This is a genomic window from Ottowia beijingensis, assembly GCF_042680925.1.
Classification (GTDB): domain Bacteria; phylum Pseudomonadota; class Gammaproteobacteria; order Burkholderiales; family Burkholderiaceae_C; genus Ottowia; species Ottowia beijingensis.
The window spans coordinates 140,376-154,811 of record NZ_JBHUEP010000007.1; the positions used below are offsets into that span (position 1 = coordinate 140,376).

The window sequence follows — 14,436 nt, forward strand, 5'->3', positions numbered from 1 at the left end:
GTTCGCCGACGGGCACTTCGTGAAGCGCCTGTTCATGGTGCTGGGCGTGGTCATGGCGGGCCTGGCCGCCTATCAGCTCGCGCATGTGCTGATGCTGGTGTTCGCGTCGGTGCTGGTGGCCGTGCTGCTCACCGCGCTGGCCGACGGCGTGGAACGCGTGACGCGGCTGCCGCGCGCCGCCGCCATGGCCGTGGCCGTGTTGGCGCTGCTGGCGGGCATGGTGGGTTTCGGCGTGCTGTTTGCGCAGCAGCTGTACTGCCAGCTCGCCGATGTGGTCGACCTTCTGCCCGGCGCCGTCAGCAACCTGGGTGACAGGCTGGGCTTCGAGTGGGACCTGTCGGCCGACGCCGTGCGCAGCGTTGTGGAGCGCTCGACCAGTGGCACCACGCTCGGCCACGCCCTGGGCTACGGCTCCACCTTCGTCAGCGTGCTGACCGACCTGTCATCGTGCTGGTGGGCGGCATCTACCTGGCGGCCAACCCGCGCATGCACGTTCACGGTGTGGACCGGCTGCTGCCGCCGGCGCGCCGCGTCACCGTTCTGCGCGCCATGCACGACACCGGCAACGCCCTGCGGCTGTGGCTGATCGGCCAGGGCGTGGTGATGCTGTCCATGGGCCTGATGATGTGGGCCGCCTATGCGTGGCTGGGGTTGCCCTCGGCGGCGGCGCTGGCGCTGATCGCCGCGCTGGCCGACTTCGTGCCTTTCATCGGCCCCATCCTGGGCGCGTTGCCGGCACTGGTCATCGCCTCCACCATCGACATGCAGACCCTGCCGTGGACGCTGGGCGCCGTGGTGGTGGCGCAGCAGATCGAAAGCTATGCGCTGATGCCCTTCGTGCAGCGGCGCGCGGTCAAGCTGCCGCCGTTCATCGGCCTGTTCTCCATCGTGGTGTTCGGCACGCTGTTCGGCCTCATCGGCATCATCCTGGCGGTGCCGCTGGCTGTGGCTGTCATGACGCTGGTGCAGCGCCTGTGGGTCAAGGGCGTGCTGGACGAGCAGGCGGAGGTGCTGGGGCAGCAGGGCGGCTCGGACGGCGGCGACAAACCCTGATGGGCTGCCGCCACGGCTGCGCAAGAGGGCGGACCACGCGCTATCGGCAGGGATAATCCGTGCGTGATCCAGCCCCCGCACGCCCCCGCCGATCCGCCGCTCTCGCCGTGGCGCCTATCCGTGGCCCCGATGCTCGATTGGACCGACCGCCATTGCCGTTTTTTCCACCGGCAGCTGACGCAGCGGACCCGGCTGTACACCGAGATGGTGAACGCGGGGGCGGCCATCCACGGCGGCACCGAGCGGCACCTGCGCTTCAACCCTGAAGAGCACCCGATCGCCCTGCAACTGGGCGGCAGCGAGCCCGACCGGCTGGCCCACGCTGCGCGGCTGGGCCAGCAGTGGGGTTACGACGAGATCAACCTGAACTGCGGCTGCCCCAGCGAGCGCGTACAGCGCGGCGCCTTCGGTGCCTGCCTGATGGCCGAGCCGCAGCTGGTGGCCGATTGCGTGAAGGCGATGGTGGACGTGGTCGACGTGCCCGTGACGGTGAAGCACCGCATCGGGATCGACAGGGAAGAGAGTTACGCCTTCGTGCGCGACTTCGTGGGCACCGTGGCCGATGCCGGCTGCCGCGTGTTCATCGTGCACGCGCGCAACGCCTGGCTCAAGGGCTTGTCGCCGAAGGAAAACCGCGAGATTCCGCCGCTGCGCTATGAACTGGTGTACCAGCTCAAGCGCGACTTTCCGCGCCTGATCATCGCGCTCAACGGCGGCGTGACCACCGACGCGCAGATCGCCGAGCACCTGCAGCATGTCGACGGCGTGATGCTGGGCCGCGAGGCCTACCACCACCCGTGGATGATGACCGCGTGGGACGAGCGTTTTCTGGGCGGTGAACCGCATGCGCTGTCGCCCGACGAGGTGGAGGCCGCGATGGTGGACTACATGGCGCGCGAGGCGGTCGACAACGGCACGCCCTGGCCGGCCATCGCGCGGCACATGCTGGGCCTGCACCATGGCCGCCGCGGTGCGCGCCTGTGGCGCCAGGTCTGGAGCGACCATAAGCGCAAACCGCTGCCGGCCGCCGAAGTGGCGGCGCAGGCGCGCACGCACCTGGTGGACGAGAGGGCAGGCGCCGCGGCCTCATTGATCCAGATTTGAAGCTTTTTTGGCCTGCAGCGCTTTCTGGTATTGCGCTGAAAGCTTCTATTTTTATAGCGTCGACAGGCACCGCCATGGGTTCATCATCATCGCCCTCGACCGCGTGACACGGGGCGAACCACGGGCCGGGCGGCGCCGTCATCCGCGCCGGATGCGCGCCGCTTTCCTACACGCCGCGCGGGGCACGGCGCCAACAATGGAACGACCATTTTGTCGAGGAGAGCCCTTCATGACCGCATTCACCGCTGATCCCAAGCATTTCACCGTCGCGGGCGCTTATTACCCCACGGACCATGTGTTCGCCATGTTCGCCGATGCGGCGGCCGCCCAGGCCGCCGCCACGCGCATGGCCGAGGTGCCCGACGTCGGCGCCGTCCAACTGGCCGAGCCCGGCGCCATCCAGCAGACCTTTGCCAAACGTGCGGCCGATGTCGGCGGCGCACCGTCGGTAGGGCGCGAAGACCAGTTCATGCTGCGCTTCGTCGAACTGGCGCGTGGCGGCAAGGCGGGTTTGCTGATCGAGGTTGGCCGCGCCGATACCGAGGCCTTGAGCGCCGCGCTGGCCGCCAGCGGGGCCGTGCTGGCTTATTACTACCGCACCCTGGTGATCGAGGAACTGGTCGATTCGTCGCCCCGCGCCGAAGCGGCTGCCGCCGGCAAGCTCTGACGCGGCCGTTCTGGATGGGGCTGCCCGCGTGGTGGCGCGGGCCGCGCAGCAGGGCGCCGTATTGACGTTTTCTAAAAGCATGGCAGCGCGTGCCGCGTCAAAGAAAGCTCCCTCTCCCTCTGGGAGAGGGCTGGGGTGAGGGCCGGCAGCGTGTCATGTACTACGGCATTCTCAATAGAATCCACGGCTCCAGTTCATTGAGCCTGCCTCGTTCCTTTCCGCCATGCGTGCGCTCGACCACGACCTTCACATGCGCACCGCGCTCGCACTGGCCGAGCAGGCGCGGCTCATCTGTCCACCCAATCCGGCCGTCGGCTGCGTGATCGTGGGTCGTGATGGCGAGGTGCTCGGCCAGGGCCACACGCAGCCTGTGGGGCAGGCACATGCCGAGATCATGGCCCTGCGCGACGCGGCAGCGCGCGGGCTGCCGGTGCAGGGCGCCACCGCCTACGTGACACTGGAGCCGTGTGCGCACCAGGGGCGCACCGGCCCGTGTTTCGATGCGCTGGTGGCGGCGGGCATCGCGCGCGTCGTGGCGTCCATCGAAGACCCCAATCCACGCGTGGCCGGGCAGGGCCTGGCCAGGCTGAAGGCGGCTGGCGTCGAGGTGCTGGTGGGGCCGGGGGCAGAGGCGTCGCGCGAACTCAACATCGGCTTCTTCAGCCGCATGGCCCGCGGCACGCCCTGGGTGCGGCTGAAGGCGGCCAGTTCGCTGGACGGGCGCACCGCCTTGCCCAACGGGCGCAGCCGGTGGATCACCTCGCCAGCCGCACGCGCCGACGGCCACGCGTGGCGTGCACGGGCCTGTGCCGTGCTCACCGGCATCGGCACGGTGCTGGAAGACCACCCGCAACTGAACGTGCGCCTGCCGGACGTGCTGCGCCAGCCGCGCCTGGTGATCGTCGACAGCCGGCTGGAAACACCACCCGGCGCCCGGCTGTGGGGTGCGGCCCAGCGCGAGGTGCTCATCTACACGTCAGATGCTGACACGTCGCGCGCGGCGCCGCTGCGCGAACGTGGGGCACAAGTGGTGGCACTGCCCAACCCGCATGGCAAGGTGGACCTGGCGGCCATGCTCCGTGATCTGGCCGCGCGCGAAGTGAACGAGGTGCACGTCGAGGCCGGGCACAAGCTCAATGGCTCGCTGCTGCGCGAGGGCCTGGTGGATGAACTGCTGCTGTATCAGGCGCCCCGGCTGCTGGGCGAGGGCGCCGGCATCGCCGCCCTGGGGCCGTTCACTGCAGTGGAGCAGGCCCTGGCGCTGGAGTGGACGGAGATCGTGCGCGTGGGGCCTGACCTGCGCCTGCGTGCGCGCCGCCCTGGGCACCAGCGCTGATCGGCCGGGGCGTGGCGATGCCGCGCACGCCCGCCAGGCTCACTTGTCCTTGTGGCCTTTGCTCTTGTCCTTGTCTTTCTCTTTGTCCTGCTTGCCGTTCTTGTCGGAGCCGGCCGCTTGATCGGCTTCGGCCTTGGGCCGGCCCAGCACGGCCATCTGCATCGACACATCGAACAGGCGTGCCTTGCTGGCGTAGTGGCGATCCAGGCGCCATTCGTCCAGGATGTCCAGCGCCAGCTTGAAGCGCGCCATGTCCAGCTTGTACAGGTCGGTGATCGGGAAGTCGATCTCCGACTCCAGCGCCAGCACTAGGCGTGACAGCGTTTTGGCGCTCTCGTCGTCTGGCTTGCGCTCGATGTATTTACGGGCTTCTTTGATGGCTCGCATGGGAGGCGTGGTCCTTCTGGGATTGAATTGTGCGGGAGAGATGCGAGGCGCCCGCCGCGCCCTACGCAGGGCGCCGGGACCGCATCGACCGAATCGGTGGCCATCAGGCGGCTGAACAACGGCACCTGTAACCGAACTTGACTGCGATGCTAGCCCATCCGCTGGTTTGCCGCTATCGCATCACATGACTGTCACCAAACTGAAATATTCGGCGAGTGGCGCAGGGCGTAGCGGTGCGGACGGGGTGGTGGCCTGCCCGGAGGAGTTCAAATAGTGTTTTAAGACCCGCATGAATGCTTGCTTTTATATTTTCGATTTATAAAAGTACCGTCAAAAGTACCGTTATTTTCCAATCCGCCTCGTTGTGGTGTGGATGAGTCACTTGGATACGAGCTGACTTGCAATGGTCTGTCGGATTGGAATGGCCACTAGGCTCCGAGAACAATAAGACGCCTCAACGCACAGCTTTTTGAGGCCGCTCGTACTTGGTGTGAGCAGTCAGCCCTAGCAGCGCCTCTACTTGTCCGGCAGCGCGCATGACCTGGTACAGGTCAATCTGATCGACGGTGGTGTCGCTTTTGACATGCATGGATAGATAGCTTGCTGATTGGCTGAGCACGCCGTTTCGGGCGCAGACGATGTAGGAGAGAGACTCTGCCTCCAGCTCCCTTTGCGAATGCTGGAGTGGCGGGCGCTCCGGGATGTTCAGGTACTTGTCCTTCCCCAAATGTCCAAGAAACAGGTGGCCTAGCTCGTGTGCCACCGTGGCGAACTGCACGTTGGGGCCATGGTTGCGATTCACGGACATTTGATATCTGGTGGGCAGCTCAGGCTTCGTCGCTCGCAGAGCCACCTTGATCGATCCCGCCTTGCCGTCGCCTGCATCCACCTCATTCCATACGATGTGCTTTTTGGCCATTTTTGAGGCGTAGCCTGCCAAGGTGGCGGAGTCCACTGCACCGTGGGCGGCAAATGCCGAAACACCGTCAGGCAGGGGGTCGCCCAGGGTATCGGCCACGTCATAGACCAGGGCCACAGGGCCAAACGGCCACAGAATCAGCAGTGGCCGCGCTCCGTCCTTCACTGTGCGGTTGAACCGCTCCAGCCAATCCAGACGCGATGCTGCGTACATCAGCCCTGGCTTTTGCACCTGCAGAAGCATTGCATTGAACGGCGCAAAGTTGCGCAGCCGAATCACAAAATCGAGCAGCGCGCGGTAGTCTTTGCCCGTTCGATACAGCCGTGAATCAGCCAACAACTGATCGAGAAGAGCCCTGGCTGTCTCGTATTCGAGTAGATCCATTTGCTGCATGACTCCCCCATTGCGACTGCGGATTTAGTGATACTGCGCTCTGCATCGCGCTCTTAAAAGGCCCGGCAACTCGCGGCCTGCAGAGGTCAGCTGCTTACTCGCCTCACTGAATGCGCTTGCCTGCCTCATCCAGGTGAATGGTCTCTCGCCCGTAGTTGAAGCGCGGCGCATCCATATCGGGGGGGTCCAGCTTCAGATGTCCGCCGCAGTCGTGCTGAAATCCGGTGCACACGCCGTTTTCATCAAAGGTCAATGGAAAGGTGTGAACACCTGCGCAGGTCAGGCAGCGGCATTCGTCCCCGCGCGCCTTAGCCAGCCTTATCTGCCCACGCAGTTCATCTGCTCGTTTCTGAAGATCATCAGCGCCAAGACCGAATAGCCTGGAGAACCATCGCTTGACCTGATAGCGCGGGGTAGCAGAGGAAGCCTTGAGCGCGTCCAGTTCGGCCTGCAGGGGCTCAAGTGCTGGTTGACTACTCTCCGTATCACGGGGGTTGCCGCAATCGCTGCACCATCGAATATCGCGAGGTGCATCGACCGTGGTGCCGTCCGCAAAGTGATAGGCCAGCGTGATTCGTCGAAACACCATGAAACCACGGTAGTCACACGCGGTGCAGCTCAGGCGGCCGTCAGGCATCGACATGGTTACACCGTTTCGGAGGTTAGATTGTCTGAGTGGCGGGCGTCATCAATACCGGCTTGCGAGGCATGCTTAGCCATTACGTCTTGCATGGCAGCCATGCTGCCCACCACCACATCCCACGCCCATATGCCCAGGCCGCCTTGCGCATTCACGGCCTGCACCCACTGATCCATGGCGCGCCGCTTGGCCTGGTCCTGGGGTGAATCCTCGCCCTTGATTTCCAGCACCAAGGTCTTGCCAGATTTGAAGCGGACCAAAAAATCAGGGATGTACTTGCGTTTGGTGCCATTCCACAAATACAGGATGTGAAAGCCCAGGTGGTCGTTCTTTGCCCAGGCGGCCACATCCGGGTGAGTCTCGGCCACGTTAGCGGCGTATTTCTCCCAGCCGCTGTCCACGACGATGTGGCTGATCTGGCTGCGCTGCGTGGGCTCGGCCACGCGCGTGGTGTACCAGGTGCGCATGTCGCGGGTGCTGCCCACGGGGCGCTCGCCATCAAACACGGCCTCCAGCCGCAAGGTGTTCTGCTCGATCACATGGGCCATCAGGTGTTGGACGATGGCATCCATGTGCATCGAGAACAAAATCCGCTGGCGCAGCGGGTCTTGGTGGAACAGCGACGGTATGTCGATCTTGCTGGATGCCAAAAACGCCTCCACCAGCCGCACCAGCTGGAACAGCAGGTATTCCCGCTGTCCTTTGAACTGGTGCTGCAGCTGCTCAAACGCCTTCTGCGCGGCCTTGAACACCAGCCTTTGCAGCCGGAACTCCTCGGGCAATTGCTCCAGGTCGATGGTGACGATTTGGCTCCAGTCGGCTGCGCCGCCCAGTGCGGGGGCAATGTCTGCATGCAGTGCCACCTTCGCGGGGTCAATCGTCAGCGGCGGCACCTTGCTCCACTCCACCACCAGCTGCGGGCGCACCACCTGGTCCACGCGCAGGATGTTGGGCCATTTGATCTCGCGCACCTGCCGCTCGGGCAGGGCTTTGATCTGCACGCTGGGCTTGGGCGGCGGGGGTGGCGGCCCGTCGCCACCGGGCGGCATGGCCACGGACAGCGGCACGCCAAACACGTTCACAAACTCGGGCGCGTACAGGCCCGTTTCCGGGTCGATGTCGTAGGCCACGCGGCGCAGGCCCCGGCCAATCACCTGCTCGCACAGCAGCTGGCTGGTGAAGGCGCGCAGGCCCATGATGTGCGTCACGGTCTTGGCGTCCCAGCCCTCTGACAACATCGCCACCGACACCACGTTCTGCAGGTCTTGCCCGATCTGGCCCGGCTTGCCCACCGTGTCCACCAGCTCGCGCAGCACTTCTTCCTTCTTGGTGCTGCCGGCCTGCCAACGCTCTTTGCTCTGCGGCTCAATGCGCGCGGCCTGCACAATGGCGCGCAGACGGGCGTCGTAGTCCTTGTCCGCTGACGCTGCCTCGCCCACCTCGGCCTTTTCCAGCACTTTCGAGTCCACCCGCAGCGTGCGATGGGCATCGTGCAGCTCCGTCCACTGCGCGTGACCCTTGGTGAAGTAATGCTCCACCCGTGCTGCCGTCTCGGTGCGGTTGCACACCGTCAGCATCACCGGGGGCGACAGGTGCCCCTGCGCTGCCCAGTCGGCCGCCGTGGCGCGCCAGTCGGCGCCCAGCAAGGTGTAGGCCTGTTGCACCAGCGCGGGCAGGGGCTCGTGGGCTTCGGCCTTGCGGTTCAGGTCTTCGGCCACCTCCGGCTCGCGGTACAGGTGGTAGAGCTTGGGGCGCAGTGTTTGCGCGTTGGGCAGGGCGTCGTCGCGCACCACCACGCGGGGCGTTTTCACCAGCCCGGCCTCGATGGCATCGTTCAGACCAAAGTCCGACACCACCCAGCTGAACAAACCCGCTTCGGTGTTGGTGCGGCCTGTGGGGGCAAACGGCGTGGCCGACAGGTCAAAGCAACGGGCAATACGCCGGGTTTTGTGGATGCGGTCCAGCCCCTCCACCCAGCGGGTGGCCTCGTCCAGGTCAATGCCAAACGCCTCGGCATCGGCCTTGCTCACCTTGATGTCGGCGGGCTTGCGGTAGGCATGGTGCGCCTCGTCGTTGATTACCACCAGGTTCTTGGCGTTGGCCAGCGGGCCCAGCACGCGCCGCGTGTAGGCCTCGTCGCTCTCCTTGCCCTTCTTCACCACCGAGCGCTCTTGCTCTTTCAGCGGCATCAGGGTGTGCCAGTTTTCAATCAGGATGTCAGCGCGGTTGAGCTTTTGCCGCAGCGCCTCGGACGGGCACAGTTCAAACTGGTCGTAGTAATTGTTTTCATGCCCGGGCATCAGCACCTGCAGGCGCGACTTCACCGTCAGGCCCGGTGCCACCAGAAAAACAGCGCTCGAATACTTGCGCGGCGACTTGGGGTAGGTCAGCGCGTTCAGCACCTGCCAGGTGATGATCATGGCCATCACCGTGGTCTTGCCGCTGCCGGTGGCCATCTTGTTGCACAGCCGCTCGAACTCACCGCCGTCGCCCTGGATGTGGATGCCCTGGCGGTATTCGGGCAGCGCCTCCAGGTGCCAGATCAGCGTCTCGATGGCTTCGAGCTGGCAAAAGTAGAACGGCCATTGCCGGCGCGACACCTTGTCTGGATCCCACCAGTGCTGCAGCAGCCCCAGCGTGATGGCCGTGGTGCCCGGCCAGCCGTCCAGCCGCCACTGGCGCACCCGGTCGCGGATGGTGTCCACCAGCGGAATGGGCACCTGCCGCCGCGTGTTCTCGCGCGTGTCGATGATTTCGTAACCGGCCGGGCGGCGTGCAGGTTCCAGCCGCAGGGTGCGGTCAGCGTTCTCGGCCCAATGCTGCTGCGGCTCGGTAAACGCGCTGTTGATGATCAGAGAGGTGGGCGCAGCCATCAGATCACCACCCGGGTTGATGGCGGGTTCATGCCGCGCGCCGCCAGCATGTTGGCCTCCCTGCTTCCAGGGCGAATCCCCACACGGGCGGTTGCCATCCAATGGAACCGTCGATGTCCTTGCGCGGCGCAGGCATCGGTCAGTGCTTTGAGTTGCCGAAATTCCGGTTGATCCAGTTTTCCCTGCAACCAGTCGAGCTTGGCCAAAATGGTCTTGACCTCACCCAGGCTGGACGCCGAGTGAGGCTCCACCCATACCGCAAACTCTTGTTTTCCGGGCTTGCGCATCCCAATGCCGAAGTCCCAACGGTTCGCCTCAGGTTCGATCTGCTTGAAAGCCGCGTCCATATCCAGGCTACCCGTGAACCGTGTATCGGCAGTCTTGCCCTCGACGCTGCCGCGGTAACGGTTTTCTACGGCTGACTTGCCTGGTGCCGCAGTCAGCCCGGCCGCCGTTGCGGCCTTCTCAAAAGCGGACAGCGCAGGCGCTGCGGGTGCTTTTCGGTTTCCTCCCTGCTTCTTGGTGCTCATTGCGCGGGGGCCTCCACCTTCGCAGCCTTGTTGCGGCGCTTGGCCTTGGGCTGGCTTTCTGTGCGATTCACCACATCGGCAATAACTTGCCCTGTGCGGCTGGCAAAACCCACCAGTCCGCCCCATTCGGCCTCAGCGGTTTCGTCAGACAAGGGGCTCAGACGGGAAATGTCTTTCACCTCGTTGTCCCGACTGAAGAAATACACGCGCAAGTCCTTCTTCAGCACGGCTTTGCCCAGCTCGTTAGCATAGCCACCAGCGCGCAGGTTCAATAGTCTGCGCACATCCGACTCCGTGCCGCCCAGCTGTTTGAATTCCTGCAAGGCCCACACCAGATCCAGAACCACCGGCGAGTGGGTGGATAGCACCACCTTGTAGCCCCGCTTCATCAGCTCTAGTACCAGCAAAAGTACCGCCTCGATACCTTGCGGGTGCAGGCCCATTTCGGGCTCCTCGATCACCACCCATTCAATCTCATCGCGCCGGGACGTGCCGCCAGCAGGGCACAGCCAGTACAAGCCCAGCAAAAGCGGCGTGAACTCCCGTTGCCCCGCCGACCAGGCGGTGTAGGGCAGACCTTCCTTGTGCCCCGGCACATTGAGCACCAGGCGCTTGGTGAAATCCTTGGAGTCCACCGCCAGCTTGGCCGTGCCGTACAGGTGCTGCGTGATGGGCTTACGCAGCGTGTCGTTCAGCCGGTTGGGTTGCGGAAACAGCTCCCCCTTGGCGCCAAACTCGTTTTGCAGCAGGTCATGCACCGTATCGCTGAAATAACGCAGGGTGTACGGGTCGCCATAGTCGAACTGGCCAAAGTTCTGCGTCATGCCTCGCGTCAGGCTCATTACCCGCTGGGCGGGAATGAAGAACAGCTTTTCCTGGCGCTGTTTGCCCTTGCTGGGCCTGGCCAGGTCAGGCAACGTGGCCTGCTTGCCGTTCCAGCGCAGTTGAGAGCCGTCTTTGTTCCACGCTGCGGCCATGCCCTTGCCGTAGTAGCCGCCCAGAAAGGCGCCGCTGTCGCCGTTGAAGGACACGCTGTGGTGCCGGAAGGTGTCGTGGATGTGGTCCCGGTCCAGCACCAGCTTGAGCGTCTGCAAAAAAATGCTCTTGCCCGTGGCCTGCGGGCCGACGATGACCGTGAGGTCGCCAAACATTACATCGGCCGCCTTGATCGGCCCCACCTGTTGCAGGCTCAGGCGGTTGCTTTTACGAACTGCCATCACTGGCCTCCTTGTGTGCTTGCATCCAGCCGCATCACCTTCAGCGACTCAATGCCCCGGTCGTCCACAATTTTCACGGCCACCATGCGGTTGTCACCGGCTGCAAAGGGCAGCGACACGGTGCCGGTAAACGCCTGCAGCAAGTCCGCATCCAGCTCGGCGCGGATGTCCTTCTTCAGCTTCATCCAGCCCTCGTCCTTGCCCGCCATGGGGAAGAACACCTGGTGCGGGAACAGGCTGCGCCCGTCGTAGTCGGTGTCGAGCTGCCAGGCCGCAATCTTGCCCTTGCCGCCCGACACCAGCTCGCCCTTGGCGGTGTCGAAGTAGTCAAAGCCGTTCACCTCCACCTGCCACAGGCCATCGGGCAAGGCGGTCAGCAGCACATCGGGCTGGCCCATGAGCCAGAAGCTCTGGTTGCTGCTGCGCGCCTTCTTCAGGTCTTCGGTCAGCAGGTCGGTGTTCATCTGCGCCTTCAGCGCGGTGATGCCTTTGAGGGCGTCGATGTCTTTGGCCGCCTCGGGGTCGAAGGCGAAGGCGCAAAACACGATCATCTTGGGGCGCGGGAACAGTTCGCCCGCCTCGTTCAACGCACGCTCCACCTGGCGCTGCTCCAGCGCGCCGTGCTCGGGGCCAAAGCTCACCACCACACGCTCGCCCGTGTCCAGGCTGCCGCTGGCGTGCACGCTGGTGGTGCCGGGCAACACCTCCAGTTCGGCAAAGCGCAGCATCTGCCCACCCTTGCCGCGAATGCCGGTTTTCAGCAGCTCGTCGCGCCAGGCGTGCTGGCGGCTGGTGTGGCCGCTGCGGGCAATGCTCATATCGGCCAAATCGGGCCCTGGCGCTTGCCCCGCTTGCGCAGGCAGCTCCTCAAGTGATAGCACGGTGGGGAAGGGCACGGCCTCCACCGTGAACGGGCCGCACACGCGCAGCTTGGCCTTGTCGCGCTCGGGCTGGTCGTACAGGGTTTCGCTGTCGGCATGGGCGGCAATGCTGCGGTCCATTTCGGCCTGCATTTTTTGCCGGGCGGTGTGGAACTGGGCCAGCGGCGCCTGCAACTCGGCCGCCCAGTCGGCGGGCAGGTCGAACGGCACCTCCCATTCCTGCAAATCCTGCCCCTGCAGGCCCAGCACCAGCTTCTGGCCTTTGCGTGCGCCCTCGGTCACCGGGTAAGGCGTGGCCGGTGCATGCGTCTTGAGCGCCGCATTCAGCGCCGCCAGCGCCGATGCGATGGCCGGGTGCATGCGCTCATAAATCGCGTCGATCTCGGCATTGTTGGCAATGCTTTTGAGCGTGACGTGCGGCACCGTCTTGTAGATGAAGCCGCCGCGCAGCCCCTCATGCGGGTAGCGCAGCGCAAAGTAGTCAAAGCTGGCCGTCATCAGCCGCTGCTTGGCCAGCGTGATGGCCACGCGCGAGGTGTCGCAGGTGATCCAGCGGCGGCCCCATTTCTCGGCGACGTAGGCCGTGGTGCCGGAACCGCAGGTGGGGTCGAGGACCAGATCACCGGGGTCGGTGGTCATGAGCATGCAGCGTTCGATTATTTTTTCGTTTGTTTGAACGACATAAATCAAACCACCCGCTCCCATCATGTCTGTCCAGATATTTGCAATAGGGGAAACAGGAAAATCTTCAAGATATTTTTTAAACCTCAATTTTCCTGGTGTAACTAAAACCCGACCAGCCTTCTCTGCGCGGTAAATTCCATTTTCAGTAGTACTCCAATGTCTTGTTGATGCTGGCCTAAATTCACGTCCACCAATAAAAACTGGATAATGAAATTTATCAGCATATCCATTTGACTCAATAGTCACTGATTGATATGCACCGACTTCATCTTGAAGACGATATTGAGATTCTGCAGAGCCATTATCAAATTTATCCAAAAATAATTGTTTATATTTAATTTCTTTTTTATTTTTGGCATACCATAGAATAAAATCTCCAATGGTTGCTAGCGAATTTAACCGTGCATCTGGGCTACTAACAGCACCTGTTTTTCGCACCGTTATAACACTGACTGAGTTTGTGACACCAAATACTTCATCCAGTATTTCTTTGGTATGGTGCAAGTTCTCATCCGAAATCTGCACAAACACACTGCCCGAATCACTCAGCAACTCCCGCGCCAATAACAACCGATCACGCAAATACGTCAAATACGAGTGAATGCCCAGCTCCCAGGTATCGCGGAAGGCTTTGATCATTTCGGGCTCTTGCGTTAAATCCGCGTCGGCCCGGTCTTTCACATCGCGCTTGCCCACAAAGGGCTGGAAGTTGCTGCCGTACTTAATCCCATAAGGCGGGTCGATGTAAATCATCTGCACCTGCCCGGCCATGCCTTCCTTATTAACCAGGCTGTTCATCACCAGCAGGCTGTCACCCGCCACCAGCCGGTTGGCCCAGCCGCGGTCGTGCTTGTAGAAATCCAGCGCTGCGCGCAGGGGCACGCTTTCAAACGGCGCTTCAAACAGCCCTGGCTGAAAAAAATTTGGGTGTTTTTGGCCTCTAGCGCCCGTCCCACCTACGCTAGCAGCTACTAAATTGCTAGCGTTTTGGCGCTTGCCGACGCTGCTCAAAATGCTCATGGCGTCGATGCGCTCGTGTACGTGCAGGCTCACGGTGTCCACTTCAAAGCTGGTGCGCTCGGCCTTGCCCGTCCATTGCAAATAGGGCGCGCCCATGCGCTGCAAGGTTTGCAACGCATGGCGCATGGCAGCGGGGTCGTTACCGGCCAAGGCATCGGCAATCAGCGCATCGGCCTGGGCACGGGCGCTGTCAAATTGGAGTGCAGGGTCTAGGTGCGGGTCGTAGGCCCAGCGGGTTTTGGGTTGCTCGGGGTCGCTTTCAGCGTTCACCAGGCCCACTTCGGGGTTGTTCTTGCGCCGGTCGGGGTGGCGGTAGGCCAGCACCTGGGCGTCGCCGGTGTCGGGCTGCGCCGGTGTGGGTTTGGCTTTGGCGGCTTTGGGGGGCTTGGGCGTGGCAGCAGGGGCGGGGGCTGGTGGGGTGGGGGCGCCCAGCGCAAAGTCGGGCCGCTGCGCGCCGGTGGCCCGGGCGGTGGCGCCGCCGCGCCCTTTACCTTTGACTGCCAGGCCTGCCGCGACCAGCGCTTCGCGCGCCGTTTTGAAGTCGTCTTCTGTGGCGGGCGGTTTGTGGCCTTCGGCTTGGGCGGCGGCCAAAAATCGCTCCAGCAGCGTGCTGTTGCCTACGGTGGTGTGGTCTGCTGGCAGCAGGTTGAGCAACAGCGTCGTCAGCTGTTGTTGTTCATTGGTCATTCGCCCCGTCCCATCTGATCTCGATAAGAGGGAGGTTATAGCAGG

Annotated in this window: 12 protein-coding genes; 5 read left to right on the top strand and 7 right to left on the bottom strand. The window is 63.4% G+C overall.

Translation table 11 applies throughout. The features are described 5' to 3' along the window. The first annotated feature begins 19 nt into the window (after positions 1-19). From ACFSCU_RS10075 to ribD, 5 genes are all read left to right on the top strand, one after another. On the top strand, positions 20-586 hold the full coding sequence (locus ACFSCU_RS10075) for an AI-2E family transporter (RefSeq protein ID WP_377560592.1): 567 nt from the start codon (positions 20-22) through the stop codon (positions 584-586). Beyond that, entirely contained in the window at positions 487-1,053 is a 567-nt protein-coding gene (locus ACFSCU_RS10080; protein WP_257645831.1) for an AI-2E family transporter, read from the top strand. Before ACFSCU_RS10075 ends, ACFSCU_RS10080 begins: the two co-directional genes overlap by 100 nt. A gap of 129 nt (positions 1,054-1,182) precedes the next feature. After that, positions 1,183-2,157 carry a tRNA dihydrouridine(20/20a) synthase DusA gene (gene dusA, locus ACFSCU_RS10085; RefSeq protein ID WP_377560593.1) on the top strand — a complete coding sequence of 325 codons (975 nt, stop codon included), beginning with the start codon at positions 1,183-1,185 and terminating at the stop codon, positions 2,155-2,157. A 229-nt stretch (positions 2,158-2,386) separates the two neighbouring features. Further along, positions 2,387-2,824: a hypothetical protein gene (locus ACFSCU_RS10090; protein WP_180551135.1), complete on the top strand. Its 438-nt coding sequence runs from the start codon at positions 2,387-2,389 to the stop codon at positions 2,822-2,824. Between the two features lie 250 nt (positions 2,825-3,074). After that, positions 3,075-4,160 carry a bifunctional diaminohydroxyphosphoribosylaminopyrimidine deaminase/5-amino-6-(5-phosphoribosylamino)uracil reductase RibD gene (gene ribD, locus ACFSCU_RS10095; protein ID WP_180551136.1) on the top strand — a complete coding sequence of 362 codons (1,086 nt, stop codon included), beginning with the start codon at positions 3,075-3,077 and terminating at the stop codon, positions 4,158-4,160. Positions 4,161-4,199: 39 nt separating this feature from the next. Here the strand turns inward: ribD and ACFSCU_RS10100 are convergent, their stop codons facing one another. The 7 genes from ACFSCU_RS10100 to ACFSCU_RS10130 form a co-directional block, all read right to left on the bottom strand. After that, positions 4,200-4,547, bottom strand: coding sequence for a hypothetical protein (locus tag ACFSCU_RS10100; protein ID WP_257645833.1), 348 nt, complete (start codon positions 4,545-4,547; stop codon positions 4,200-4,202). Between the two features lie 454 nt (positions 4,548-5,001). Further along, a complete protein-coding gene (locus tag ACFSCU_RS10105; protein WP_180551137.1) occupies positions 5,002-5,850 on the bottom strand; it encodes an ImmA/IrrE family metallo-endopeptidase in 849 nt (282 codons plus the stop codon). A 112-nt stretch (positions 5,851-5,962) separates the two neighbouring features. Beyond that, positions 5,963-6,502 carry a hypothetical protein gene (locus tag ACFSCU_RS10110; protein WP_377560595.1) on the bottom strand — a complete coding sequence of 180 codons (540 nt, stop codon included), beginning with the start codon at positions 6,500-6,502 and terminating at the stop codon, positions 5,963-5,965. A gap of 2 nt (positions 6,503-6,504) precedes the next feature. After that, positions 6,505-9,372: a BPTD_3080 family restriction endonuclease gene (locus ACFSCU_RS10115; protein ID WP_377560597.1), complete on the bottom strand. Its 2,868-nt coding sequence runs from the start codon at positions 9,370-9,372 to the stop codon at positions 6,505-6,507. Continuing rightward, positions 9,372-9,902 (bottom strand): hypothetical protein, encoded by a 531-nt coding sequence (locus ACFSCU_RS10120; RefSeq protein WP_377560598.1) that lies wholly within the window; start codon positions 9,900-9,902, stop codon positions 9,372-9,374. The genes ACFSCU_RS10115 and ACFSCU_RS10120 overlap by 1 nt, the downstream gene beginning before the upstream one ends. Next, positions 9,899-11,119, bottom strand: a complete 1,221-nt coding sequence (locus ACFSCU_RS10125) for an AAA family ATPase (protein ID WP_377560599.1) — start codon at positions 11,117-11,119, stop codon at positions 9,899-9,901. Before ACFSCU_RS10125 ends, ACFSCU_RS10120 begins: the two co-directional genes overlap by 4 nt. Then, positions 11,119-14,391, bottom strand: coding sequence for a site-specific DNA-methyltransferase (locus tag ACFSCU_RS10130; RefSeq protein WP_377560600.1), 3,273 nt, complete (start codon positions 14,389-14,391; stop codon positions 11,119-11,121). The genes ACFSCU_RS10125 and ACFSCU_RS10130 overlap by 1 nt, the downstream gene beginning before the upstream one ends. Positions 14,392-14,436: the final 45 nt, after the last annotated feature.

What these genes read in the sequence shown, in the direction of transcription:
- ACFSCU_RS10080 (WP_257645831.1), top strand. Translation starts at nt 487, where the DNA reads ATGCACGTTCACGGTGTGGACCGGCTGCTGCCGCCGGCGCGCCGCGTC.
- dusA (WP_377560593.1), top strand. Translation starts at nt 1,183, where the DNA reads ATGCTCGATTGGACCGACCGCCATTGCCGTTTTTTCCACCGGCAGCTG.
- ACFSCU_RS10090 (WP_180551135.1), top strand. Translation starts at nt 2,387, where the DNA reads ATGACCGCATTCACCGCTGATCCCAAGCATTTCACCGTCGCGGGCGCT.
- ribD (WP_180551136.1), top strand. Translation starts at nt 3,075, where the DNA reads ATGCGCACCGCGCTCGCACTGGCCGAGCAGGCGCGGCTCATCTGTCCA.
- ACFSCU_RS10100 (WP_257645833.1), bottom strand. Translation starts at nt 4,547, where the DNA reads ATGCGAGCCATCAAAGAAGCCCGTAAATACATCGAGCGCAAGCCAGAC.
- ACFSCU_RS10105 (WP_180551137.1), bottom strand. Translation starts at nt 5,850, where the DNA reads ATGGATCTACTCGAATACGAGACAGCCAGGGCTCTTCTCGATCAGTTG.
- ACFSCU_RS10110 (WP_377560595.1), bottom strand. Translation starts at nt 6,502, where the DNA reads ATGTCGATGCCTGACGGCCGCCTGAGCTGCACCGCGTGTGACTACCGT.
- ACFSCU_RS10115 (WP_377560597.1), bottom strand. Translation starts at nt 9,372, where the DNA reads ATGGCTGCGCCCACCTCTCTGATCATCAACAGCGCGTTTACCGAGCCG.
- ACFSCU_RS10120 (WP_377560598.1), bottom strand. Translation starts at nt 9,902, where the DNA reads ATGAGCACCAAGAAGCAGGGAGGAAACCGAAAAGCACCCGCAGCGCCT.
- ACFSCU_RS10125 (WP_377560599.1), bottom strand. Translation starts at nt 11,119, where the DNA reads ATGGCAGTTCGTAAAAGCAACCGCCTGAGCCTGCAACAGGTGGGGCCG.
- ACFSCU_RS10130 (WP_377560600.1), bottom strand. Translation starts at nt 14,391, where the DNA reads ATGACCAATGAACAACAACAGCTGACGACGCTGTTGCTCAACCTGCTG.